General features: G+C 57.7%; 22 protein-coding genes and 2 pseudogenes. 13 read left to right on the top strand and 11 right to left on the bottom strand.

Annotation, left to right across the window (positions count from 1 at the left end; all coding sequences use genetic code 11):
* Positions 1–4 precede the first annotated feature (4 nt).
* Entirely contained in the window at positions 5–919 is a 915-nt protein-coding gene (locus QD408_RS13040; RefSeq protein WP_414139568.1) for a LysR family transcriptional regulator, read from the top strand.
* Between the two features lie 83 nt (positions 920–1,002).
* On the opposite strand, the gene QD408_RS13035 is transcribed toward QD408_RS13040, so the two are convergent.
* The 3 genes from QD408_RS13035 to QD408_RS13025 all read right to left on the bottom strand — a co-directional run bounded on the left by QD408_RS13035 (position 1,003) and on the right by QD408_RS13025 (position 3,588).
* On the bottom strand, positions 1,003–1,641 hold the full coding sequence (locus QD408_RS13035; protein ID WP_414139567.1) for a nitrilase-related carbon-nitrogen hydrolase: 639 nt from the start codon (positions 1,639–1,641) through the stop codon (positions 1,003–1,005).
* A gap of 188 nt (positions 1,642–1,829) precedes the next feature.
* Complete coding sequence (locus tag QD408_RS13030; RefSeq protein WP_414139566.1) at positions 1,830–2,453, bottom strand: ANTAR domain-containing response regulator; 624 nt, start codon at positions 2,451–2,453, stop codon at positions 1,830–1,832.
* 1 nt (position 2,454) lies between these two features.
* Positions 2,455–3,588, bottom strand: coding sequence for a transporter substrate-binding domain-containing protein (locus tag QD408_RS13025; protein WP_414139583.1), 1,134 nt, complete (start codon positions 3,586–3,588; stop codon positions 2,455–2,457).
* 139 nt (positions 3,589–3,727) lie between these two features.
* Here QD408_RS13025 and QD408_RS13020 point away from each other — a divergent pair, with 139 nt between their 5' ends.
* Together QD408_RS13020 and QD408_RS13015 are read left to right on the top strand one after the other, a co-directional pair.
* Positions 3,728–3,871 carry a hypothetical protein gene (locus QD408_RS13020; protein ID WP_414139565.1) on the top strand — a complete coding sequence of 48 codons (144 nt, stop codon included), beginning with the start codon at positions 3,728–3,730 and terminating at the stop codon, positions 3,869–3,871.
* A 386-nt stretch (positions 3,872–4,257) separates the two neighbouring features.
* Positions 4,258–6,240, top strand: a complete 1,983-nt coding sequence (locus tag QD408_RS13015; RefSeq protein WP_088682496.1) for a diguanylate cyclase — start codon at positions 4,258–4,260, stop codon at positions 6,238–6,240.
* A 460-nt stretch (positions 6,241–6,700) separates the two neighbouring features.
* Here QD408_RS13015 and QD408_RS13010 read toward each other — a convergent pair.
* Positions 6,701–7,452 (bottom strand): annotated as a pseudogene (locus tag QD408_RS13010) (transposase); the annotation flags it as partial.
* Positions 7,453–7,825: 373 nt separating this feature from the next.
* Here QD408_RS13010 and QD408_RS13005 point away from each other — a divergent pair.
* The 3 genes from QD408_RS13005 (at position 7,826) to QD408_RS12995 (ending at position 11,787) form a co-directional block, all read left to right on the top strand.
* On the top strand, positions 7,826–9,073 hold the full coding sequence (locus QD408_RS13005; RefSeq protein ID WP_414139582.1) for a DUF3422 domain-containing protein: 1,248 nt from the start codon (positions 7,826–7,828) through the stop codon (positions 9,071–9,073).
* Between the two features lie 418 nt (positions 9,074–9,491).
* Positions 9,492–10,283: a Cof-type HAD-IIB family hydrolase gene (locus QD408_RS13000; RefSeq protein ID WP_414139564.1), complete on the top strand. Its 792-nt coding sequence runs from the start codon at positions 9,492–9,494 to the stop codon at positions 10,281–10,283.
* A gap of 154 nt (positions 10,284–10,437) precedes the next feature.
* Entirely contained in the window at positions 10,438–11,787 is a 1,350-nt protein-coding gene (locus QD408_RS12995; RefSeq protein ID WP_414139563.1) for a glycoside hydrolase family 32 protein, read from the top strand.
* Between the two features lie 338 nt (positions 11,788–12,125).
* Here QD408_RS12995 and QD408_RS12990 read toward each other — a convergent pair whose 3' ends face one another.
* Positions 12,126–12,878, bottom strand: coding sequence for an IclR family transcriptional regulator (locus QD408_RS12990; protein WP_414139562.1), 753 nt, complete (start codon positions 12,876–12,878; stop codon positions 12,126–12,128).
* Between the two features lie 238 nt (positions 12,879–13,116).
* Here QD408_RS12990 and QD408_RS12985 point away from each other — a divergent pair, with 238 nt between their 5' ends.
* Positions 13,117–14,283: a pyridoxal-phosphate-dependent aminotransferase family protein gene (locus tag QD408_RS12985; protein ID WP_414139561.1), complete on the top strand. Its 1,167-nt coding sequence runs from the start codon at positions 13,117–13,119 to the stop codon at positions 14,281–14,283.
* A gap of 53 nt (positions 14,284–14,336) precedes the next feature.
* Here QD408_RS12985 and QD408_RS12980 read toward each other — a convergent pair whose 3' ends face one another.
* The 4 genes from QD408_RS12980 to QD408_RS12965 form a co-directional block, all read right to left on the bottom strand.
* Positions 14,337–14,474, bottom strand: a complete 138-nt coding sequence (locus tag QD408_RS12980) for a DUF1127 domain-containing protein (protein ID WP_088682709.1) — start codon at positions 14,472–14,474, stop codon at positions 14,337–14,339.
* Between the two features lie 209 nt (positions 14,475–14,683).
* Entirely contained in the window at positions 14,684–16,003 is a 1,320-nt protein-coding gene (glcF, locus tag QD408_RS12975) for a glycolate oxidase subunit GlcF (protein WP_414139560.1), read from the bottom strand.
* Between the two features lie 14 nt (positions 16,004–16,017).
* Positions 16,018–17,196, bottom strand: coding sequence for a glycolate oxidase subunit GlcE (glcE, locus tag QD408_RS12970; RefSeq protein WP_414139559.1), 1,179 nt, complete (start codon positions 17,194–17,196; stop codon positions 16,018–16,020).
* Positions 17,193–18,635, bottom strand: a complete 1,443-nt coding sequence (locus QD408_RS12965; protein WP_414139558.1) for an FAD-binding oxidoreductase — start codon at positions 18,633–18,635, stop codon at positions 17,193–17,195. Before QD408_RS12965 ends, glcE begins: the two co-directional genes overlap by 4 nt.
* A 105-nt stretch (positions 18,636–18,740) precedes the next feature.
* Here QD408_RS12965 and QD408_RS12960 point away from each other — a divergent pair, with 105 nt between their 5' ends.
* The gene (locus QD408_RS12960) at positions 18,741–19,658 is read left to right on the top strand and encodes a LysR family transcriptional regulator (RefSeq protein ID WP_414139581.1); all 918 of its coding nucleotides are present in this window, start codon (positions 18,741–18,743) and stop codon (positions 19,656–19,658) included.
* Here the strand turns inward: QD408_RS12960 and QD408_RS12955 are convergent.
* Both QD408_RS12955 and QD408_RS12950 read right to left on the bottom strand, forming a co-directional pair.
* Positions 19,643–20,143 (bottom strand): hypothetical protein, encoded by a 501-nt coding sequence (locus QD408_RS12955; protein WP_414139557.1) that lies wholly within the window; start codon positions 20,141–20,143, stop codon positions 19,643–19,645. The two genes, QD408_RS12960 and QD408_RS12955, sit on opposite strands and share 16 nt — an antisense overlap.
* The gene (locus tag QD408_RS12950) at positions 20,112–20,387 is read right to left on the bottom strand and encodes a DeoR family transcriptional regulator (RefSeq protein ID WP_414139580.1); all 276 of its coding nucleotides are present in this window, start codon (positions 20,385–20,387) and stop codon (positions 20,112–20,114) included. The genes QD408_RS12955 and QD408_RS12950 overlap by 32 nt, the downstream gene beginning before the upstream one ends.
* A 125-nt stretch (positions 20,388–20,512) precedes the next feature.
* Here QD408_RS12950 and QD408_RS12945 point away from each other — a divergent pair, with 125 nt between their 5' ends.
* The 5 genes and pseudogenes from QD408_RS12945 to QD408_RS12925 all read left to right on the top strand — a co-directional run bounded on the left by QD408_RS12945 (position 20,513) and on the right by QD408_RS12925 (position 25,179).
* Positions 20,513–21,127, top strand: coding sequence for a CidA/LrgA family protein (locus QD408_RS12945; protein WP_414139556.1), 615 nt, complete (start codon positions 20,513–20,515; stop codon positions 21,125–21,127).
* Positions 21,120–21,833 (top strand): LrgB family protein, encoded by a 714-nt coding sequence (locus QD408_RS12940; RefSeq protein ID WP_414139555.1) that lies wholly within the window; start codon positions 21,120–21,122, stop codon positions 21,831–21,833. The genes QD408_RS12945 and QD408_RS12940 overlap by 8 nt, the downstream gene beginning before the upstream one ends.
* Positions 21,834–21,944: 111 nt before the next feature.
* Positions 21,945–24,191: a methyl-accepting chemotaxis protein gene (locus QD408_RS12935; RefSeq protein ID WP_414139554.1), complete on the top strand. Its 2,247-nt coding sequence runs from the start codon at positions 21,945–21,947 to the stop codon at positions 24,189–24,191.
* Between the two features lie 4 nt (positions 24,192–24,195).
* A pseudogene (locus QD408_RS12930) lies at positions 24,196–24,324 on the top strand (LacI family DNA-binding transcriptional regulator); the annotation flags it as partial.
* A 324-nt stretch (positions 24,325–24,648) separates the two neighbouring features.
* Complete coding sequence (locus QD408_RS12925; RefSeq protein ID WP_245313558.1) at positions 24,649–25,179, top strand: substrate-binding domain-containing protein; 531 nt, start codon at positions 24,649–24,651, stop codon at positions 25,177–25,179.
* Positions 25,180–25,283 lie beyond the last annotated feature (104 nt).

Below are 25,283 nucleotides of genomic sequence, written 5' to 3'. Positions count from 1 at the left end.
ATAATTGGAATTTATCAAACATTTTGTAATGGCTACGGTTGATCTTAGAACCTATCGGTATTTCTGCGCCGTCGCGCGAAGCGGCTCTGTAAGAATCGCGGCGGAAGCCTGCTCGGTCACTCAGCCTGCGATTTCACGGCAGATCGCCATGCTGGAGGAAACCCTTTCGGTCACGCTGTTCCAGCGACGCCCATCGGGCATGGTGTTGACGGCTGCCGGAAGCGCTCTTTATGGCAACGCGCTCAAGCTTCTCAACCAAGCCGAACGCGTCGAACGATCGGTGATCCCGTGGCATGGCTCCGGTGCGACATTCCGAGTGGCATGCCTCGACACGACCCTTCATCACATAATGGCTCCCTTCATTGCAGAAACAGGGGCGGATATCTCCGACCTAAGGCCGGAACGCGCACATAATATTTATGCGACACTTGAGGAGAGCATGGATATCGCTGTCGCCACGGCTGCGCCTCCGCGCGGCAAGGAGAGCCAATTGCTCGCGCGCGCGCCGATCTCAGTTCACTACAGATCGGACATGCTCTCGGCCGATTTTAATGGCGAGCTCCGTGACATTTCAACGGTTCCTATCGTCATTGCCGGTCAAGGGAGCGCGGTCGAGCATATCGTGCGCGACGCAACAGAAATAATCGGCCTAGAGCTTATCATCTCGAGCGTTGTGAGCTCGGGACGCATGGCGCAGGCAGCGGCTGCCTCCCGGCCGGTGGTCGCGATCACAACCGAACCATCATTGTTCGGGCTTGAGACGCAGACGGCAAAAATCGACGAGATCGTTCTATCAACGCCGCTTTATGCTGTTTGGGATACCGGCCATCCCTCGGACAAGAAGATCAGGCAGCTCGTTGCCAGCCTGTCGGCATGGCTACATGAGAGCCAGCCATGGAAACCGAAGACAAATCCTTGAGCTTTGGGCGCTGCGGTCTGGTGTCTCTTCCACGTCTTGCTTCGTGACCGAACACTGAAAATTGCGCATAGGCGGGAAGCCTCTTAAAAAGCAAGGCTCCCACCGCATCGATGGGTTGTTCGATAGGAAGCCGGGGTGGTGCCCACCTGCTGTTTGAAGCTTCGCGAAAACGCACTGCTTTCACTATACCCCAGGTAAAGCGCAATTTCGGTGATTGACATGGAGGTGTGGGTCAACATCGACTGAGCCATATGCGTGCGCACGCGCGTGCGGATACGCCCGAAGGGCAGATCGAAAACCGGCAGCCCGAGATCACCTTGTCTGAAAAGACGGTTTTCGTTGTTCCACAGATGGAGCTTGCGGTATTTGCCGATATATCCCTCGGGCCCGCAGAGAAGAGCGCTGTTGTAAAACCGGTCGCCATCCTGCTCGGCAACGCCGCTGACGATGTAAAGGCCAAGCTCCTCGGCAAGGCGGCAGAGCGTCTTAGCACCCGGGCCGTCGGGTACCGGGCCGGCCAATGCGGCTACCTCATCACCGTCACGGAAGGTGTAGCCGCTATCGGCCAGTTCCGGCAGAACGACGGTCTCCGCGCCCTTGGTTTTCGCCGTTTTCACCAGCCGCTCTATGGCAGCAAGATTACGGACGCGATCACCGACGATCGGTTCGAATTGGACAGTTGCGACGGTTACCGTCCGCGCGGTTGAGGTCTCGACGCTCAATCTTGTCTCCAAACGCAAAAAACCTCTGGCACGGAATTCAATCCGTGAACCAGAGGCTACATAGCCATGATGTGAATGCGGCAGCCCTGCCGCTGAGCAAACCTGCTCGTTGTCTTTAGGCTTTCACGAAAGAATGTGACCGTCAAGCCGATTTAGCCGGCATTTTCAAGAGTGCATGAGTTGGCGACTTAAGGTTGAGTTTTTGCGCCGATGGAAAGTCCGAGGCTCTTCATGGTGTCTTGCGCGGCAATGATGGATTCGGCGATCGCCGCCATGGGAATGCGCTTTGATGTCGCCTGATCGCGCAAGAGCTTATAGGCTGCCTCCTCGTCGAGACCGTTCATGATCCGCAGAGCTGAAACGGCTTTTTCGACCAGCCGGCGACTTTTCAAGGTTTCCTCGAGTTTTTGCACCTTTCCGGCGAGCCGTTTTTCGTAGCTCTGACGATAGCGTGCAAGCGCAAATTGCGTCAGGATGCCGAGTGGCCGCAACGGTTTGCTGATGACGCCGTGGGCGTTTAGATCGATGATTGTCTGGAGCGATGTCGGGCTCTCATATGTCACAATGGCAATAATCGCGGTTTGCTGGAGGTCGATAATCTCGAGCGCGTGCTCGACGTGTACATCCTCGACATGCAGGAATATGGTGTCAACGTCTGGAGGCAGGACTGGCGGAAGCGGCCAGGTGGCCCGGACCTCGCAGCCAAGGCGCTTGAGATGGGCGATCAGCACATTGCCGTCCTCGTCGCGTGGATGGACAACCAGTACGCGTGCGCGCCGCAGATCCTGAACGATCCTGCTCGGTCCCGCCATCTCAGGCCTCCAGCCAAACGTCTTCGTACCGCGACGCCGTCAGGTATGGGTCGGGTCGGATCGGGCCAGGCGCCTGCCAGGCGATGTCGAAAAGCCCATCGGCCCGCGCCACGCCGATGCGGGGATGCAGCCAGAGATGGCGGGTATCGGCGTCGAAGTTGATCCGGCCCTCTGGAGCAAGAAAATCTTCCAGGAGAATTTCTTCGGATATGCGATGGGTCTCGAGCGAGCCGGCCCGGGCGAGCGCTCGGGCGAAAAGATGAACCTGCGCATAGGCCGGCTGCGACCAGACGCTCGTGGTGAAGTCTTGGCCGAAACGGGCTTTGAACGCCCCGACGAAGCGCTCATTCGCCTCGTTCTCGACTGTCTGGAAATAAGTCGCCGAAAGAATATGGCCGGTGCAGGCGTCGGCTCCGATCTCGCGGATCTCGCTCTCGGCCATGGTCAGGCTGGCAATCGGCACCCGGCTGCGATTGATTCCGGCCTCGGCATACATGCGGTAAAAACGCTGCGCCGGCCGACCGATAATGGTCGAGAAGATGGCATCGGGCTGAAGGCGGACGATATCGGAAATAACCGAACGCAAGGTTTGTTCGTCGGCATGAAGAGGAAGATATCGCTCGCTGACGACCTCACCACCCTTTGCCTCCACGACATCGCGCATGACCCGATTGGATTCGCGCGGATAAATATAATCCGCGCCGACGAAGAGGATTCGCCGACCATGATTGCGCAAAAGGTATTCGGCGAGCGCGAAGGTGTTCTGGTTGAGGGTGGCGCCGGTGTAGACGACGTTCTCCGAATATTCGAAACCTTCATACATCGATGGATAAAACAGCAGTCCGTTGTGCCGCTCGACGATCGGCAGCACCGCCTTTCGGCTGGCCGACATCGACGCACCGAAGATGATGTTGACGTCGTCGTCGGCCAGCAGACGCCGCGCCAGATTGCGATAGGCGGTTTGATCGCCGCCCGGATCATAGGCAATCGGAACGATCGGCCTGCCAAGCACGCCCCCCGCCGCATTGACTTCCTCAATCGCAAGTGCGGTGCCAAGAAAGTGCTCGGTTTCCGTGATTTCGCTAATTCCGCTTCTGGAAAACAGCACTCCCACCCGCCATTCGGAGCTTGTCATTTTTGCCTTTTCCGACGTGTTGGAGGTTTCGAAAGCGCTGAACGCCTCAGTCCGCGCTTTCGACTTCCATACCCTTAGTGCTTTTTCATGGGGTGCTGCAAGCTGGTACGATGGCTGCGCCGAGGCGATACGCACGGCAATGACCTTCTTTCATCGCTTGAATGGCCTTGTCAGCGTAGATGGTATCGGCCTGACGACCGCGATGATCTGTGAAACCGGGGCGACGACGAGCAGCGCAGCCACCCTGCAGTACCGTCTTGCCGACCAAGGTGACGGCCCGTGACCGACGCGGGCGGCCGATGGAGCAACGTTGATCCGTTTTTCCCGAACTCTATCCGAATCGCGCAGGCAATTTCGCTCGCGCTTTAGTTAAAGCACCCTTTGTTAACATCTCGCCACGCCTTTATCGCTCCTGTCTATCGAGCACTGTCTCGGTGTGCCGACGAGCTTCGGCGCCGCTGCCGAACTCATCACGTCACGAATGAATTGTGGCGCTTTCCCTCGATGCCCATCCATGCACGACGTCTTGATGCTGTCCTCGAGGGGGAAGCCGGACAGGTTTGCTTCCAACGACTGAGGTAAATGCATGATCTTGAGCAGTTTGCTGGTTATTGACACGCGAGCGATCGGTGTAAAGGGATGGTCGATCTCGCAGGCTGGAGCGCTGAAATGAGCAGCATCGGCATCAGCGCGTTATTAAAGATCGTCTTCAGACCGAAGGTGAACCGGAAAACACGCCATACGCTGGCGTCGCGGGCATTGCGGCTTGCGGCACTGCGCATCGCGCTCGTCTGCGCCTGTGCGGGCGGCGTGTCCTATTTCATCAATCATGCAGCACTTGAGCAGTCGGTGCGCAAGCAGCTCTCGCTTTCCACCGAACAGGCCTTGCAGCGCGAGTCTCTGCCATTCCGCGAGGTGAAGGATCTCGAAAAGAATTTCCTGGCCGAGTTCGACCGGATCTACGCGGCAGCGGAAGCCCGGCAATCATTGGCACTCGATTTCGACCATATTTTCTATCGCCATGAGGACGGATCCTATACCCAGCGCCCGGGATTGTTCGAAGGCGAGCCGTTGCCTGATGGGCGCAGGTTTCCCGGCATGTCGGCGACTTACGCGCCTGACGTGACGCCGGATGAGGACGTCAAGACACGGTTTGCGCTGTCGTATCTGCTCTCTTACCAATTCGGTTCTGCCACCAAAGGCCGCCTCTTCAATTTCTACGGCGTGGTGCCGGAAAAAGGTTTCCCGATCTATCAGGCTGCCGACATCGCCAAGGTATTCCAATATGAAGGCCCGGATGCACTGAAGCTCGAGACCTTCGAATTTTACTCCCGCGGGTTCGGCGGGCCGCAAAACGATACTTTCTTCACGCGCATCTATTGGGATCCCTCCAACAATGCGTGGATGACGACGATCGCGACGCCCGACGCGCCTGACGCTTCGGGCAAACATCGCATCATGGCCTGTGTCGACGTACTGCTTGACGATCTGATGAAACGAACCGCCAGCCCGACACTGCCGGGCGCCCGGGCGACGATCTTTGCCGCCGATACTCAGGGCACGTTGATCTTCGACGGCAAATACGCCGATAAGATCACTGCCAGCGCCGGGGAAGCCTCGATTTCCTCTCTTGAAATCGCCGACTACCAGCCTTTGCTGAAGGCAAGCCAGTCGATCGAAGCAGGTTCGGTGTCGCTCATCGACAGCGCTGGTGAAATTGCCGCCGTCGGCCGGATCCCGGATACGCCCTGGGTGCTCGCCGTCCACTATCCGAAATCTCTGATGCGATCCGCCATCCTCACCAATCTCGGGATCGTCATCGCGGTCGGGCTGCTGACCCTGTTCGTCGAACTTTTCATCCTCCGTTCGATCCTGCAGAAGCAGGTCGCCGAACCGCTGGTGCGATTGATCCACGCCACGCAGCTGGTCGGCCGTTCCGGCGTTACCGTTGCCAATGACGCCCTGCCCACGCACTCCGACGACGAGATCGGCGAGCTTGCCCGCGATTTTGCCTCGATGGCCGCCCGCGTTCACGCCGCCCATGAAGCGCTTGAGGGGAAGATACGGGATCGAACGTCCGAGCTGGAGCGGCTCAATCAGAGGCTCCTGACGATCAGCCAGACGGACGAGATGACGGGCGTGGCCAACCGGCGTCGCTTCGACGAGGTTCTCGCAAGCGAGCTCGCCGGGCTTGGGCAGGGTCAGGACCTGCTGATGCTTGCCATGGTGGATGCCGATTGGTTCAAGGGCTACAACGACCGATACGGTCATCCGGCGGGAGACGCCTGCCTGAAGGAAATCGCCGGGGTGCTGGAACGCAATACGCGCAGCAAACAGGACCTCGTTGCCCGTTATGGCGGAGAGGAATTCGCTATCATCGCGCGGATTGCCTCAGCCGGCAACGCGCCCGTCATCGGACAGGCCCTCTGTTCGGCAATGGCGGCCGTCAAGCTGGCGCATGAGGGGTCGCCCTTCGGGCAGGTAACGATCAGCGTCGGCATTGCGCTGGCGACACCGGATCAAAATATCTCCCCGGAGGCGCTGTTGCTCGAAGCCGATCGCGCGCTTTATCGCGCCAAGCAGCGTGGCCGGAATCAAGCCGTCATTGCCGAGCCTTCTGCGGACATGCAGATCCAACAGATAAGCACCTGAAAGCTGGCGCCAGCACGTCAACCAGTTGGGCCTATCCAATGTCGCCGCCGGTCATTCTGGAATTGGGTTAGCACGCATCGCGCTGACATTCCGTCTTCCGACGTCTGGCTGCAGTTGATAGGAATCGAACTTCAAATCCGGCTGTTTGACACTTCGATGCCGGTTAGCTCCAAAGGCATGAAAGGGGTGCCGCTAAGAAACCGTCGCCGAATGGGAGAACTGTTTCACCGTCATAGAGCAAAAGGCCTAGACGGAAATCGCTGCCTGCAGCCTGCGCCACCTTTCGCAGACCTCTGAAATCCGCTGCAGAGACTGTTGCGGATGCTTTGACTTCCAAAGCCACAAGCGAACCCGCTTCATTTTCGATAATGAGACCTGTGACCTGCCACTGAATTTTCATCCGGCGGCGATTAGAGCTTCGGCGGTTTTGAATACGCCAAGTGGCGCGGTGTGAGCAACCGGCGGAAACGCATTCGCGCGTCACGTCATCAACGACATTGAGGACCCGGAATTGTCTGCCACAGGCGAACTGGTCATGGACGAAATCCAGCGACCAGCGGGCATTGGCTTTCGCCTCGACCAGAATCGGTGCACGCGTGCCGACAGCACGCCGCCGGGCCTTTCGCTTGCGAACGGAAAGCCCTTCCTCGCGGTAAAGACGCCTAACGGTGATTGCATGCAATCACCTACCGGCCAGGGGGTAGATGCGATTGACGCCGGACGGCTCTCCATCCCGCCGAAGCAGGATGAACAGCCGACGGTAGCCGAAACGCCGCCGCTCATTGGCGAGGTCGTGCGACTTTGCTCGCAACTCGGTCTCCGGTGGTCGGTTCGACTGGTAGCGGCTCGTCTTGCGGTCGGCGGATATGATCTGGCAGGCCCGCCGTTCCGAAAGACTCATGATGGTCTTCAGATGGGTGACGGCTTCACGCTTGGCGGCAGGCCCTACCATTTTTTTGAAAGAAACTCGCGCAGTGCTGCGGCGTCCAACATCTGCTCGGCCAGGAGCTTCTTCAGCCTGGCATTCTCATCTTCAAGCGCCTTCAGCCGCTTCGCCTCAGAGACCTCCATGCCGCCGTATTTGGCTTTCCAATTGTAAAACGTGGCTTCCGAAATCCCGTGCTTGCGGCAGAGATCGGCCGCCTTCGCACCAGCCTCCTGCTCCTTCAGCACCGCAATTATCTGCTCTTCAGTAAATCTCTGCTTCTTCATTCGTCCGTCCTTTGGTGAGCCGGACTCTAATCAATTCTGGAGGAAATTCGCAGTGGCAGGTCAGTCGGCGCCTGGGAACAATCCCGAATCGAGCATCGAATCTCCTGGCGTGCCCCGATCAGTAGACCTGAACGCCGCGCCGCTCCAACTCCTCGAAAAAATCTTGATTGCTGTAGCCGCGGCATCAACCAGAGGGCATCAAGTTTGTTATTTTATAAGATTCGCAACATCTTAGTGCCGCACTTGCCTCCACTTGGATCATACGTCATACCTTGTGGCGGGGGCGTACGGCGCTTAGCAGGCGGCCCTATCTTGGCGACTACGGGAGATGGCCGTGACTTTAATTCACGCGGGAGAAACGGTTTCATCGACAATGTCTGGCCCCACACCACCTGTCTCTGGCCCAACTGATTTTGGCCCGCAGCCAGGAGACTTCAACTCCGAGCTTCACGCGCGCCCGTCGATTTATTTTATCGGTCCCGCGATCGTCGAGCACGTTGCATTCATGCCGTTAGATGGAACGATCAAGGAGTTCCACGACAGCCTCAAATCCGAAGGTGAGATTTCCGTCCGGGTCGAACGGCATACCGAGTTCGTGACGGTCACACGCGTCCGACAATTGGCCTGCGAACCAGAGCGTTGGCCCGAACCGGATCTCGCGGAAGACGATTTTGCGCGGCTCGCAGGATTGAGCTCTCCTCGACTTGTTTGCCACGCCAGTATCCTTGTCCTGGGCAACCCTCCTGACCAACTGGAACCGGTTTTGAAAACCTTCGATTTCGGCGATACCGCCGCCTCGTCGATCGGTGGTGGATCGGCGCAGGTCTGCTCGGACTTCCGAGTTCGAGGGGATAACTCAAGCAGGATCATCCTCTTCAACAAGGACCTGAATGCGCATCGCCTTGGGCGTATGGTGCGCCGCATCTTTGAGATCGAAACTTATAGGTCGATGGCGCTGCTTGCGCTGCCGGAGGCGCGACGTCTCGCCCCGCTTCTCGGCGGGTACGATGCGGAACTCGTTCAGCTGACCGACCGCAACTTGAGAACCTCTGCTCATCAGCACAAGCAGTTGCTTGAGGAGATCACCGTCCTATCGTCGCATATCATTTCGGCCACTGCCGAAACCAGAAACAGGTTCGGAGCGACCGCTGCCTACGCCAAAATCGTCGAAGAGAGGATAGCCCTGTTGCGGGAAACCCGTGTCGCCGGCTTCCAACGTTTCGGTACCTTCGTAGAGCGGCGATTCAAGCCTGCGGTTCGCAGTTGCGAAGCAACGTCCTTGAGGCTTGAGTACCTATCAAGAGCGACGATGCACCTGCTCGACCTGCTGCAAACCCGGATTCAGGTCGAGATTGAGTTCCAGAACGCTACACAGATCCAGGCGATGGCAGATCGCGCTGCGACACAAGTCAAGATCCAGCGCGCGGTCGAAGGCTTTTCGATCATCGCGATTAGCTACTATTTGCTGAGCTTGATGAAATTTATATATGAGACTGCTGACCACGCCGGGTACCATTTCGATCCCGTGATCATGCTTGTTGCCGTTCCAGTGGTGGTGGGAGCTGTTGCGATCACGATCCTCCGCGTCAAGCATGCCCTGAAAACAGAAAACGAAAGCTAGGCGCTGACGGAGCCGCGGCTCGCGCGAAGAACAACGCAGGCGTAAACGATTTGGCGTCTTTCGATGAACTGGGGAGAATTCCGCGCTCAGCCGCACGGGCGGAAGCGTAACCTGTGATCTCGTGCCTGGCATGATGTGAGTTTAGGTTGTCCGGTTCTCCTTCGTGCGGTTGAAGGGATCAGAACCAGCGGCGACCCCGAGGTCGGTTCCGATGTCCGGGCCCGCAATTCCCACAAGAAAACGTTTACCATTATTCGGGGCTAGCAGTACGAAAATCCTTAGAAATCTCATACTGTTGTATTCGTTCTCGCTCAGGTGTCCCCGCGCAAAGGGTTGGATCTGGTAAACGTTTTCGCTTGTACTTACAACTGTGGCAGCATAGGCATGCTCGGACCCCCACCCCGATAACGTGGCTAACATGATCTCAACCCTCTTTTCAGATGTTGATCGAACCCTTTTAACCGCTGACTACGATCTTCCCGAGCCGGTCGTGCGTGGTTTTTTTAAGGCCCGCAGACGCGGTATCCAGGCCATTCTCGCGACGGCGCGTTCGCCGAATGGCGTTGCGCCGATTTGCCGTGCGCTCGGTATCGACTATGCTATCTGTTTCAACGGCGGATGGATCGGAAGACCATTGGAACAGGCGGCGATATCGGAGGCTAAGATCGCACGGCGGATTGCATTATCAGTGATGGCGGAGACCCGTCGTCTTGGAATAGCAAGCATGTGGTATCGCGATGATGCCATCTATACGCTGGACAACTCGCCTCTCGTTCGGCGGGAGGCCGCAATCACCGGCGAGAGCGTTTGTGAGGTGGCTGACCTCAATGACCTTCCCGGTCAGCCTTTCAAGATCATGTGTGCGCGTCCCTTGCCCGAAGGGGGAGGCTTCGATGCCCTTCGGGCGCGCTTTTTGCCGCTATGCGAGATGACAGGCTCGAATTGGAGGCTTCTCGAAATTACTCCGACAGGCGTCTCGAAGGGCACAGCCGCACGGCAGCTTGCCGACCGCCTGAAACTCGATCCGAAACTCTGCGCTGCCGCGGGCGACGCCGAAAACGACCTCAGTCTGCTACGATGGGCCGGTACGCCGGTTACCGTGGCGAACGCGATTATCGAGATCAGGGATTTTGCTCATTTTATTGGCCCGCATGCAGACGAAGGTGGAATGGCGGTCGTGCTCGATTGGTTGATGGCGAGAACACAATAGACCTTGATCCATTTTCCGGACCGACGCTTTAGCCCCGCCACCGGTCTTCCGGATGATGCGAACATTTTGAAGTGCCGATCGCGGCTTGAAATTCCGAAATTCAGGCAGCTGCCATGATGACCCTCCCCGTTATTTGCTTTGCGAAAGGATAAATATGTCAACCTCACTCAGCGAGAAATTTCGTCCAAAACTGCACCTGACGGCGAAGTACGGGTGGATCAATGATCCGAACGGGTTGATTTGCGTCGATGGCGTGTACCACGCTTTCTACCAGCACGATCCGAACAGCATCCGTCACGGGCCGATGCATTGGGGCCATGCCAGTTCGCGTGACTTGGTAAACTGGATCCAACACGAGGTCGCGTTGTTTCCTGATGAGAACGGCACATGTTTCTCCGGCTGCGCGGTCGAAACAGAAGAGGGCCAGATCAAGCTGATCTACACGTCGCATCGCTTTGATGAAGCTGGTAGGGATTTTCAGCAGCAATCTCTCGTTCATGCCGACCGCTCGCTTTCGAAATTTGAGAAGGAGCCAAGTAACCCGGTCATCAAGAATTCAGGCCTCGGATGCTTCCGCGACCCGAAAGTATTCTGGCATGGAGAAAGCGGCCGTTGGATCATGGCACTCGCGCATGGTGCAACGGTCGGACAGTCGATCGGCTTCCATTCGTCAGTAGACTTAAACAACTGGACCTTCGAGAGCGAATTCGGTAACGAAGACGGCCGTCACGGCAGTGGCCCGTGGGAATGCCCCGATCTCCTGCCGATGGTCGCGCCCGATGGCAGCAAGCATTGGATCTTGGTCGCCGGTATCGGTGATGAGGCCTATGCTCCGGGGTCCGGCACGATGTATTTCATCGGCCAGTTCGACGGCAAAACCTTCACGAATTCGAACCCACGAGAGACGGAGTTGTGGCTCGACTACGGCCGCGACTATTACGCGGCTCAGAGCTTTTTCGGAGCCCATAAGGATGCGCCGCTTGCGCTCGCCTGGTCGAACAACTGGAAATATTCCCAACAGACGCCGATGGAGGAATTCAGTGGGCTGATGTCGCTGCCCCGCCACCTCCGCCTGGTGGAAACACCGGACGGCCTGCGTCTTGGGTCCTTCGTGCCGGACGCCGTCTCGGGTGCGTTCCCGACGATCGACCTGTCTTCCGGGCAAGCGCAGCCGCCTTCCGGAACCTATCGTCTCGAAAAGACGGTTTCGCTTGCGCCAGGCTCACAGGTGGCCCTGAGCCTGTTCAGTGCCGACCGTCCGCAGTTCACATTCCTTCGCGACGAGAATGGGCGCACACGCATCCGCCAGGTTCGCGACGCCTACGGCGACATGAACGAGTTCGCGCATGATTATGATATCGAGGCCGGTGATCTCGGGACATTTACGCTCGAGGTGTTCGTCGATAACGGGCTCGTCGAGCTTAACCTCGACAAGATCATCTGGACGACAAACGTCTACTATCCCGACACGCCGGGCGGCGCGGTTGCTCTTACTGGGATTTGACACCGACTAGGAGGCGTCCGTGTCTTCCCTTTCACGTATATAACAGGCCGGTCTGGCTGGCCTTTGACTAAAATCGCAAGAATTTCGGCTTCGTCGGCGTGATTTCAGAAGCGAACCTGACTATCGAGAACGCGTCCCGCCGTCCAGGTCGCTCCGTTTTGATGCGGAAAGTCGACGGTGCTGAACATGATCACGGATTGGGAACCGTATCTTCCGGCCGGATCTGAACGCCTTCGACACGATGGAATATGCCGCGGGCGACAGGCTGCACCTCAGGCTCCGGGTTGTCGAGGTTGCTTCTCTTCTCTGGACGTTGGTTGAACCGCCAGCGGCGATCATCATCGGCCGCGTATTGCATCAGATACGCCCCGCGCGGCGTCTATCACCAAAACGCTCAGTCCCTTGAGCGAGGACGCATCAAAGCGGCTCTTCGGTCCTGTCAGCGACAGTGCCGCGACCGGCAGGCCATCCTTGTCCATGATCGGGGCGGCGACGCAGCGCATACCCGCGACCTGTTCTTCGTCGTCGAGTGCCCAGCCGCGCGCCCTGATCTCGTTCAGTTGCATGCGCAGAAACGGCAAGGATACGATCGTTCGATCGGTGAGCCTTGCAAGAACCGTCTTCTCGAACATCGCATCGACTTCATCATCCCGCAAATGCGCAAGAACAGCTTTGCCGGCAGCCGAGCAATAGATCGGGATCTGCGATCCGAGCCGGAAGAAAGCGCGCAGCGGATTGTGGCTTTCGACCTGCGCAATGACGATCATCCGATCTCCCTGCCGGATTGAAAGGTTCGCGGTTTCACCGGATGCCGCGCCGATCGTGGCGAGATAGGCGCGCGTCATCTCCGCAAGGCCGGTACGGCGCAGATAGGCGTTGCCCACCTGGAACGCGCGAACGCCGATCTCCCATTTCTGGCTCACCGGGTCCATCGATAAAAATCCCCGCGCCTCCAGGATGAGGAGAAACCGATGAGCGGTCGAAGCCGGAACCTTCATTTTCGTCGTCAAGTCGCGCAGCGAGATAGGGCCAAAGCTTGAGACAGCTTCCATGACGTCGATCGCATGGTCGGCCATGGTCCGACCGGTCATGCTCAGATCAACCTGCTTGCTGCGCGGGCGCCCTCGCGGATTTTTCATGATGGTCCCATCATTTTTAACAGTTTTGCAGAAGAACCATTTCGGTTTAAGAAAGTATCATTGGTGGGATAATATATACGTTTGATTTCATATGTTTGCGCTTTATTTTTTAGCTTCGGATGAGAAAAAATATAAAATAGCCTTGGCTGATCGATCACGTATTGTCACGCACTCCAGAGGAGGATTATACGTGACCGACCAAAATCCGATCTTCATTCCCGGGCCTACAAACATTCCCGACCGCATCCGCAATGCGATGAACCGGCAGACGGTAGACCATCGCTCTCCGAAGTTCAGCGAATTGTTCGGGAGCGTCCTTCAGGATCTCAAGACGATCTTCAAGACCAGCAAGGGCACCGTGTTCGCCTTTCCCTCCACCGGCACCGGCGGCTGGGAGGCAGCGATCGAGAACACTCTGGCACCGGGCGACAAGGTTCTGGCAGCGCGCCACGGCGTGTTTTCCCACCGATGGATCGACATGTGCCAGCGGCACGGCCTCGATGTGGAGGTAATCGAATCCGAATGGGGCAATCCGGCACCGGCAGAAACATTTGCAGAGCGGCTTGCGGCCGACAAGGCGGGCGCAATCAAGGCCGTTCTGGTCACGCATAACGAAACCGCAACGGGCGTGCGCAGCGACATTGCCGCGGTCAGACAGGCACTCGATCGGGCGGGGCACGGGGCGCTCCTGCTTGCGGACGGCGTGTCCTCGATCGCATCGATGAATTTTGAAATGGATGCCTGGGGCGTGGATGTTGCCGTGTCGGGCTCGCAGAAAGGCTTCATGCTTCCGGCAGGCCTCGCGCTGGTGGCCGTCAGCGAAAAGGCGCTTGAACTCTCGCGCGTGTCGAAGACGGCCCGCTGCTTCTTCGATTTTCAGGAAATGCTGAAAGCCAACAAGGCAGGGGGCTACCCCTATACACCTGCTCTTCAACATTTCTATGGCCTCCGGGAGAGCCTCGATATGTTGAGCGAGGAAGGCCTCGATCGAGTTTTTGCACGCCATCGACGGGCGGCGGACGCAGTGCGGGCGGCCGTTTCCGGCTGGGGCCTGGAGCTTTGCTCGAAGTCTGCGCCGCATCACTCCGACACGATCAGCGCCGTCTACGTGCCGGCGGGCTTCGACAGCAATGTTCTGACCGATCTAGTGCTCAAGAAGTATAACGTTTCCTTCGGGATCGGCCTCGGTCAGATGAACGGCAAGGCGTTCCGCATCGGCCACCTCGGCTCGATTACCGATACGATGATCCTCGGCGGCTTGGCGACGATCGAAATGGCAATGAACGAGCTTGGTTATCCCGTCGCACTCGGATCCGGAACGACGGCAGCCCAGCAGCTCTTCGCTCAGCGCTCGTAGCGGCACGAAAAACTCCGCCGAAGCGGAGTTTTTTGAAAATCAGGGGATTGAGATCAGCGGCCCTGCACAGCGCCGCGGATTTCCTCCCGCAGCAGGCCGACATCTGCCAGCGCATGGTCGTCAAGGGCACTCAGTTCGCGGATAGCCCGGCGCTTGGCGGCATAATTCTTCACGCGTTCGCGAATATTCATGTTCATCATCTCCGTTTGGTGTTGATGAAGATATAGGCATTTTTCCGCCTAATTTGAATGCATTGCTGTGCATTAGAGGCATGCGTATGGCGCAGGCCACGCTTGATTGAAGGCAATTTCTTCGGCGCAGTAGGCTTAACTCATCGGCATAGCGATGATTATCAGACAATCCCGGCGCGGGATTGAGCGGCAGCAATCACCAACAGCAGCTAGGTCGTCGTGGATGACAGCTTGGCAAGTGCAGGTGGTACCTGTCCCCCATAGGCCCAGTTCAGCAGTTCGACTGTGTGAACGAGCGGAATATCGGTTCCGCTTCGCAATTGGGTCATGCAGCCGATATTACCCGTGGCGATGACGTCGGGGCCTGTCGCCTCGATGTTCTTGACCTTTTGCGCCTTCAGCGAGGCGGATATGTCCGGCTGAAAAATATTGTACGTTCCGGCCGAGCCGCAGCACAAATGTCCCTCCGCCGGTTCACGGACCTCAAATCCAGCTTGCTTCAGCAGGATTTTCGGCGCCGCGACGATCTTTTGGCCGTGCTGCATGGAGCACGCGGAATGATAGGCGACGGTGAGGTTCTTCGGATCGGCCTTCGGAAGATCCAGGCTCGCCAGAAACTCTGTAATATCCTTGGCGAGCGCGGATATCCGTGCTGCCTTGCCTGCGTAAGCGGGGTCGTGGCGCAGCATGTGGCCGTAATCCTTGATGGTCGTGCCACATCCGGACGCCGTCACGATGATGGCGTCGAGACCCCTCGCTTCGATCTCATTCGTCCATGTTTCGATGTTCCTGCGGGCCGCGTCGAGGGCTGCTTCTTCCCTACCCATGTGATGGACAAGTGCTCCGCAGCAGCCCTCGCCTTTCGGCCAGGCCAGTTCGATTTCCAGGCGTTGGAGAAGCGAGGCGGTCGCGATATTGATGCCGGGGTCGAGGATCGACTGGGCGCAACCGGAAAGAATAGCGACCCTTGCCTTGGCGCGTGTCGGTATCACCTCGCGCACCGGCGGTTGGTAGGCCGAGCGGCTCCGCCTGGGAACAGTGGCAAGCCGCAACATTGCGGCGACCGGCTTTAACGGGCCTATTCGGTCGAACAAACCGCTGAGCGGAAGAGCAAACTTGGCCATTGCCAGCGCGACGCGGAATCGGCCGGGATAGGGAAGAACGGCAGCGACAAGGCTACGCAGCAGACGGCTGAAGATGGGCCGACGGTACGTTTTTTCGATATGTATTCGGGCGTGATCGATAAGATGCATGTAATCGACACCGGAGGGACAGGTGGTCGTGCAGGCAAGGCAGGAAAGGCAGCGGTCAATATGCGTGACGGTTTTCTCGTCAGCTGCGCGGCCGTTTTCAAGCATGTCCTTTATAAGGTAGATGCGTCCGCGCGGACTGTCGAGTTCGTTGCCGAGTGTCACATAGGTTGGACAGGTTGCCGTGCAAAAGCCGCAGTGGACGCATTTGCGGACAATAGCTTCCGACTCGGCGACTGCCGGATCTGATAGTTGCTCGACGCTGAAATTGGTGCGCATCGCTCAGTGGCTCGTCAAAATGTGGGGTTGAAGATAGTCTGCGGGTCGAGCGCGGCCTTGATCCGCTGGGAGAGCGCCAGCAAAGGCAGGCTCGGAGGATCGAAGGAACGACTATCCAAGCGCGATCTCGCCCTCACCAGAACAGCATGCCCGCCGCCCGCCTTGGCGATTTCCGTCCGAACTAGTTGAGCGTCGAGCCCTTCGCTTGTCTCCATCCAGACCAGAGAGCCCTGCCAATCGTAGAAAACGTTTGCTTTTACCTCTCGACGAATGGCGGCGACGAAACGATGAGCCGACATCGCCGGCAGGGAGATTCGCCAGACGAATGACTTGCGGTCGACGGAAAAGGGGATTGCATGACGTATTGTGTTCCACATGGTAATACTGGCTTCATGATCAGCGATAGCGACATGGCCGAACGGCGCCATCGCAACGCGCATCTTTTCGGCCCGTTCTTTCACAGAAGCGGTCAAACCTTCCATGCGAAGGAGAACGGCGCCCTCCTCCGGCAAATTCCCGATCATGACGCGACCCGCGAGATCGTCCGGGACGAATGCTGCGCCCGATACTGACAGCGGCAGGCGAAGGGCGGCCGCCATTGCCTTTGCTGCGTGTGCATCGTCGTCACAGGAAAGAACGAGGGTCGAGGAGGTCTGCGGTCTCGGGAGCACCTTGAACGTGACCTCGGTAATCAGCCCGAGCTCTCCACGCGATCCGGCAAGCAATTTCGGAAGATCGAGGCCTGTCACATTCTTCATGACGCGCCCTCCGGCGCGTATGATCTCGCCGGCCCCATTGATAAAGCGAAGACCAAGCAGATGATCGCGCGCCGCACCATTGACGAAGCGCGCCGGCCCGGAGCTGTTCGTCGCCATTACCCCGCCGATGGTGGATCTGCCCGCCGTCCCCAGGACGGGACCGAGGTCGATCGGCTCAAATGCCAGAAATTGGCCTTTTTCCGATACAGCCGCCTCGATGTCGGCAAGCGCGGTGCCGGCTCTGGCTGTCATTACCATTTCCGAAGGGTCATAATCGACAATGCCGGTAAGCTCCGTCGTGGCGAGAAGGTCACCATCGGTCGGATCGATCGCCGAACGCGTGTTGGCGCCTATGATCCGGACAGGAGAACGGCTGGCCGAACGCGCGCGGACCAGTTCGCATGCTTCGTCTTCGGACGCGGGAGAAAGGATCATGCGACGTCTCGGCATTCCAAGGGAAAGACCTTCGAAGGATTGAGGATCCAGGCAGGATCGAAGGCCCGGCGGACGGCCATCTGCTGCTTGAGGTCGGCATCGGAGAACTGATGACGCATGAGGTCGCGCTTTTCGAGACCAACGCCGTGCTCACCAGTCAGGCAGCCACCGGCATCGACGCAAAGCTTGAGAATCTCGTTTCCCGCCTCTTCCGCTCGAGCAGCATCTTCGGGGTCATTGATGTTGTAGAGGATCAATGGATGCATATTGCCGTCGCCGGCGTGAAAGACGTTGGCGACGCGAAGCCCGAATCTATCAATGATTTCGGACGTCATTTTAAGCACATGAGAGAGTTGGCCGAGCGGCACCGTGCCATCCATGCAAATGTAATCTGCAATACGCCCGGTCGCACCGAAAGCCGACTTGCGACCCTTCCAGATCAGCGCGGCCTCCGCAGCCGACTGGCTCTCCCTGATGACCCTGACGTCATGGTGACGCGCGATGGCGATGATATCAGCAAGGACGGCGTCCATTTCCGTATCGGAGCCCTCGACCTCGATGATCAGAAGGGCACCGACATCCATGGGGTAGCCGGCATGCGCAAAGGCTTCGCAGATTTCGATCGCTTGCTTGTCCATGAACTCGATGGCGACCGGAATGATGCCTGCCGCGATGATGCCCGCGACACAGGAGCCCGCCTGTTCGGATGTGTCGAAGCCGAACAGGACAGGACGTGATCCTTCCGGCGAAGCGATCAGGCGAACCGTTGCCTCGGTAACGATGCCAAGCTGGCCTTCCGATCCGCAGATGACCCCGAGAAGGTCATAGCCCGCACCATCCAGCGCCTTTCCACCAATTTCGACGATTGTCCCGTCGAACATTACCATGGTCAGCCCGAGAAGGTTATTCGTGGTTACGCCATATTTGAGGCAATGCGCTCCGCCGGAATTCATGCCGATATTGCCGCCGATGGTGCAGGCAAGCTGCGAGCTCGGGTCGGGCGCATAAAATAGACGGTGGCCTGCGACCGCATTCGAAATATTCAGATTGGTCACGCCGGCCTGGACGGTCGCCGTGCGGTTTTCGAGATCGACTTCCAGGATCTTCGACATTTTCGACAAGCCGACAACGACGGCATCTTCCTGCGGAATGGCTCCGCCGCAAAGCGAGGTCCCTGCCCCGCGCGGAATGATCGGAATCTCGTTGGCCTGGCAATAGGCCACGACTCTCGATACCTGCGCGGTGGTTTCCGGCAGAACGACCGCCAGCGGCAGTCGCCGGTAGGCTATGAAGGCGTCCGTCTCGAACGGTACGAGTTCGCGCGCGTCGCTGATCACACAAGACGGTGTCAACAGCTCTTCAAGATCCGCGATAATCGTCTCTCGCCTGGCCAGGATATGCTGTTTCGGCGGCAGGAAAGAAATAGATGCCTGTGACATTTCCCCAGCGCAAAAAGCGCTCCTCTTTACTCGAGAAAACGTTTACTATCTTTTTCGATTTGGCGCAAACGCTAAAGACATATGACATTTCCGGAAAGAATGGGCATGACCAACTTGGGCGATCTTGAGGTTTTCGCGAAAGTCGTGGCGACCGGCAGCATGTCGCTAACGGGCAAATTGCTGGGATTCTCGCCTGCAGTCGTATCCAAGCGCATCAAACGGCTGGAAGACCGGCTCGGCGCGAGGCTTCTGCAGAGAACGACACGGCAGATGACACTGACGGAAGCCGGTCGCGGTTTTTACGAGCGGGTCATCAATATATTGGCGGGGATCGAAGAGGCAGAGTTTTACATTTCCGGGCGCGCTACGGACTTGAGCGGCACGTTGCGGCTATCGGCTCCGACATCTTTCGGCCGAATGCACGTCGCTCCGCATTTGAAGGGCTTCATGGACGAGCATCCGAAGATCGTCGTCGAACTGACGCTGAACGATGGGTTCTCGAATCTGATTGCGGAAGGCTACGACTTGGCGATCCGCGTTGGCGAGCTGAGTGACTCCAGTCTCATTGCGCGCCGTCTGGCATCTGTGCACAGGATCCTCTGCGCCTCTCCGGACTACATAGCCACACACGGTGCTCCACTGACGATTGACGATCTACAAAGCCACTGTTGCCTTCCCTCGCAAAATGGCGACCCCTGGAGACTCGTCGGGCCTCACGGCGGCTTCGTCGTGCGGCCAGAGGGCGGCCTCATCACGAATTCCAGCGAAGTCGTGCGCGAGGCGGCAATCGCAGGGATCGGCATTGCTCTCAGATCGACCTGGGATATCGGCGAGGAACTGCGCACTGGCAGGCTCGTTCGCGTGCTCCCCGAGGTCAAGGGATCGCACAACATCACCGTCTCTGCGGTCTATCCGACCCGGCAGTTCCTTCCGTCAAAGGTCCGTGCGTTTATAGACTATTTAGCAAACGTCTATGGCCCTCACCCTTACTGGGATCGAGACCATGCTCAGTTACCCTCGTAGACGGTCTCGATACCAATGCCCCGATCGGATAGCGGACCAAGCATGCGTTCGTCCGGCGCGTGCGTGCTGACGATACACTTGATCTTGTGTATCGGGGCGATCGCGAAGGGCGCCGCGCCAAACGCGGTGCCGGTTCTCAGCAGAGCGATGGCATTTGAGCGCTCGGCCGCCGCCGATTTGAGCTCGGCCATCTGCAAGTTCGCCGCGGCAAGTCCGCGCTTAATGTCGACGACGCAGTCGCCGACGACAAGAAGATCGAAACGTAGGTTGCGCAACATTCCGATCGGGGCGCTGCCGAAAGTTGCAGAGCGTTCAAAATCAAAGAGTCCCCCGAGGACGATCACCTCACGAGTCCGTGCAGGCAGGACATGGAGCACACGGCTGCTATTCGTCGTGATCGTAAGATCAAGATCGGGAGACAAGGCCCCGGCGACGGCAACGCTCTCGTCGCTCTCATCCAGGTAGGATACTCTGACTTGGACCAATAAGCCGAAGGGTTACGTCGACGAGAGCGCCTCCGGCTGCTCGTCGCGGGAGGAATGAAGGTGGATCGGCGGTCCCAGCGCGAACCGCTCCCCCATAGACCTTCAGCACCGCGCCGGTGCGATTGAGCGCGCGCAGGTCGCGTCGAATCGTATCTTCCGACACACAGAAACGGGAGGCCAGTTCGCGCGAAGAAACTCGGCCCATCGTTGCGATCATGCCTCTGATACGTCCTTGCCGTTCCATCGCGAGCAGATCACGAGTGGAATAATCGGCAGAATCTGCGTCCAAGTCGCTTACCCAGAAAACGTTATGTCAATAAAATCTCTCACTAGCAGCGCGTTGCGGTTTGCGCTAGAAAAATATCCTGCATGTGGAGAAAACGTTTACCAGAAAACGGCGTGGCCGGAGAGGCGAAAACGATCCCGTCGCCGTCATGTCGCCAGCGCGGCCTCCGTCATTGGTCCGGTCACTGGCTGAGCGGCGCTGCCCTTATTCCCTCGATCGAAGCAATGGATAGCAGATCGTTGAATCGACGGCTGTTGCTGCAAACGAACAGGCTCAATGAAATCAAACCGATCGGTGCTCAGATGCTGCTAGGATTGCTCGCAATACTGTCATGTCAATTGTTGGGAGAGGTCTTGACCTACGAAGGCTCTCTTCCGGTCCCGGGACCGGTTCTGGGAATGGTGCTTCTGTTCCTCGTTCTGGGATGCTTGGACAGGATTGGCGGTAGAGGCTTTTTGGATCGCAATCCACTCATTACGGGAAGCGGCGAGTTTATCCTTCGCAACATGTCCCTTTTATTCGTGCCGGCGGGGGTCGGCGTGATCCAGAAGATTGATGTTCTGGCAGCCCACGGAGTTGGCCTCAGCATCGTCATCATTGCCTCGACGCTGATCACTTTGATAGCGACCGTTCTGGTCTTTCTTTGCGGATCGCGGCTTTCGGACAGGCTGCTGACGGGAGGCAAAACCCATGAATGACGTCGATTTCTCGCTATGGGCCTATCTCTCGAGAACGCCACTCCTGTGGCTTTCGATCACGCTTGGCGCCTACTGCCTTTGCGATGCCATTTCGAGGCTCCTGGACCGGCACCCTCTGGCTAATCCTGTTTTCCATTCAGTGATTCTGGTCGCGATTATCCTGTTATTGAGCGGGACGACTTATGGCTCTTATTTCGAAGGCGCGAAGTTCATCCACTTCCTTCTCGGACCGGCCACGGTCGCGCTTGCAATACCTCTCTATCGTAACAGGGAGGTGATCGCCAAATCGACGCTGCCGATCGGCTGCGCACTTCTGGTGGGCTCCAGTTTCGGCATCGGCTCGGTCATCGTGCTCAGTTCCTTGTTCGGGTTACCGCGGGACGTCCTCCTGTCGATCGCACCGAAATCAGCGACGGCCGGCGTTTCGATGGGCATCGCCCAGTCGCTTGGCGGCGACGTTTCGCTGACCGCGGTCACCACCATTTTGACCGGCGTCATTGGCGCGATGACTGTGACACCACTCATGAACCTGCTGCGTATCCGCGATTGGCGCGCACGGGGCTTTGCGGCAGGGCTCGCCGTACATGGCATCGGGACAGCAAGGGCGCTGCAAGTTCACCCGATTGCGGGAACGTTTTCTGGTGTCGGCATGGGCTTGAATGCGGTTATGACAGCAATATTGGTGCCTTTTGCGCTGCAAAATTGACGATCGCCCAACTCATCAAACTTTAATGATTTAGCGCGAGTATACGTTTACTAGGAAAGGTCGCCGCCGTTCGCTGGTGAGCACACGGCGCGAGAGAATGGGGGACACCATATGGAAGCTTTTCTTTCGCGCTTTAGAATCCAGACCAAGGTGATCCTTTTCCTGGTGCCTCTTCTTGCCACTATCGGATGTCTGGGCGCCATGGGTTATTACTCCTCCGGCATGTTGAGTTCGAGGCTGAGCGTATCGAACAATGTTCTGGACGCGTTGACAGGGTTCAAGGACACATATGCCGGCATGACGACCTTCCTGCGCAATACCACGGAGGCCAACAAAAACGCCGTCGCCAGTCGCCTTACCGATCAACAGACGGCGCTTGCTGCCGTTGCAAGTGGAATGGCGCAGGAAGAAGATACGAACCTTCTCGCGACCGCGCGTGAAAAAACCGACCGGATCAGCGCAGGCATTGACGTACTTTGGCAAGTGTATGGCTCCGAACAGAGCCTCCGCGCGACGATCTCGTCGAACATCGATCAACTCACCGCGATCGCCGAGCGGCTCGATACCGGTACGCGCGCTTTCGCCAAACAAGCTGCTGCCGACAAGAGTTCGATCGACGGGCTATTGAACGATGCGATCGCATCTGTACGCGCAAATTCATCAACGGATCAGATCCTCGATAAGCTTGATGAGCTCGTAGGACAGCAGAAGGTCGCACAGAAAGCGGGCAAAGGACTCGAAGCCGTAACAAAGAGCGTGGCGAAGCTTCAGACGTCGATCCATGGCGTTCAGCTCTCGGCAACGCGCTTTCTGGGGTCGGCAACGAACGATAGCAGACAAGATCTGATGAAGCGTTTCGATACGGTCCAGAATGACATGCAAATCGTGCGCGCGGTCGCCCGCGGCCAGGACGGATTGGAACAAGTTTCCGAAGATCTGCTGCGGATCATGAACGGGATGGAGCAGGATACGAAGTCCCTGATCCAGGTCAACGCCGAGCGAAGCGACGCTTTCGATGGCGCCGGCGTCCTTGTCGATCAGGCATGGGACGACCTCCGAACCTTTGCTGAAAGTCAGAAGACGGCAGCCGATAGTCAAACCGCATTGGCGAATTCGATTTCCGCGACAGCGATGGCCGTCGGGACACTAATCGCATTGGTGGCCGGCTTCGGACTGGTCTGGACACTGCGCCGGCCGATCAGCGCCATTACCCGCGCAATGCGCCAACTTGCCGAAGGCAGGACCGAAACCGAGGTTTCCGGCGGAAATCGTAAGGACGAGATTGGCGACATGGCGCGCGCGCTTGCAGTCTTTAAAAGCAATGCGATCTCGAAAATGAATGCGGAAGAAGAGGCTCTGCGTACCCGCCGGCTTGCGGACGCCGAGAGGGCGGCAAACGAGGAAGAGCGGCACGCGGTGCAAGACCAGATCAACGACGCGGTACAGATACTCGGCACGGCTCTTGCCAATCTCGCAGCCGGTGACCTGTCCCAAAAGATCGAGCGTCCGTTTGTAGGCAACCTCGAAACACTAAGGTTGGACTTCAATTCCTCGGTCGAGAAGCTTAACGAAAGCCTCTCATTTATCCGGCAGAACGCCGTAGCTATGCAAGACAATAGTAGTCACTTGTCGAACGCCTCGATCGAACTTGCCCGTCGGACCGAACAGCAGGCCTGCTCATTGGAACAAACGGTTGCAGCGATGGGGGACATCGGCATGACCCTTCAGGCGTCCGCAGAAATAGCCGCTCGTGCCGACAACGCCGTCGAATTGACGAACAGGAATGCTGAGTCGTCCGCACAGGTAGTCGGGGATACAGTCAGCGCCATGAAAAAAATCGAAAGCGCATCTGGCAAAATCAACAGCATTACTGAGGTCATTGACGAAATCGCTTTTCAGACCAATCTTTTGGCACTTAACGCGGGTATTGAGGCTGCCAGGGCCGGAGACGCCGGCAAGGGCTTCTCGGTTGTCGCGCAGGAAGTACGCGAGCTCTCGCAGCGGTCTGCGGCGGCGGCTCAGGAGATCAAGGACCTTATCAGCGGCTCAACTGCAGAAGTGAGAAATGGCGCTTTCTTGGTGGAAAAGACCAGCTTTGCCCTGTCAGCAATCATCACTCAAGTCGCCGCGATTAGAAAAGATGTCGCATCTATCGCACAAGCAACAAGAGACCAGTCGAGCAGTGTGGCAGAGGTGAATGCCGCGCTGTCCGAAATGGACAAAATAACACAGCGCAATGCCGCGATGGTGGAAGAGGCCAACGCAGCAAGTCAAGTCTTGGCAGAAGGGTGCCTGCGGTTAAGACTTTCAGTAGAGGAGTTTGCAATCGAACGGCAACAAACCGCGATTGCAGCGTAGACGCGTGAATCTGAAGGAACTTTCAAATCTACTCGGACTGTCGCAGACGACAATCAGCCGAGCGCTTAACGGTTATCCGGAGGTAGCCGAGCCGACGAGGCAGCGAATACTACAAGCCGCTTCAGCAACAGGGTACAAGCCCAGCCAACATGCCCGGCGGCTTGCCGGTGGGCGATCCAATGCGATCGGGCTCGTATGGTACTCCGAAGGATGTGAGCCGGGTCAGAGTTCTGAGATCACCCTTCTCCGATCCCTTGCATCCACCGCCTGCGCTTACGGTTTCCACTTCGTGTTGATCATGGCTGGACGCAACGGCGGGCTCCGCGAAACCCGAGAACTTTCGTTGAGGGGTATGATTGACGCGGCCTTGCTTCTCAACCCAAGGACGACACCGGTCCCTGGCGAGTGGCCCGTGCCGATCGTATGCCTCGGTATGCGACCCGTTATCGGGACAGAATTGAATTGGATCGACATCGACTACGCGCAATGCGCCTATGCCGCAGCTAAGTTTCTATTTCAGCTCGGCCATCAGCGCGTTACGATCATTGACGATGAATCTGAGCGTATGCAGCTCTATCTGAGCGGTGCAATGCGCGCCAAGGCGCAATTTGCCAACGGCACTCATGGTTCTGCGATTGTATCTCTCGAACCGTTGCGAAGTCTCTCGCACGTCGCACAGCATGAGAGGCCGACGAGTTATCTGTGCCCAAACATGCGGCTTGGCCGCGAAATCTTGAAATCGGCCGCGGAGAGCCAGCTGGTCGTCGGAAGGGATATCTCCGTCATTGCCTACGACGATGGCACAATAGGACCACTTGAACAGGATCCCGCGCTCACGGTTTGCAGAGTAAGCATCGATTTGCTCGCGCGCCGGACGTTGGAAGCTCTTTGCAGGCTGATCGATACAAACGCCGCGTACGGAGGCGACCCCTTCGTTAAGACGGAGCTCGTTATCGGCAAAACAACCGGGGAGCCCGCCACGCGCTAGACATTAAAGGGCCTCACGCCCGACGAGTTCATGTGCAACGGCGGACTTCCGAGCCAGATCAATTCACCCTCTACCCTATCCATCAAATGCCGGGACTAAACATC

Source organism: Rhizobium sp. BR 249 (assembly GCF_047445895.1).
Lineage (GTDB): Bacteria > Pseudomonadota > Alphaproteobacteria > Rhizobiales > Rhizobiaceae > Rhizobium.
The sequence above is the reverse complement of the archived record's forward strand: the minus strand, read 5'-3'. Positions and strand labels throughout refer to the sequence as shown.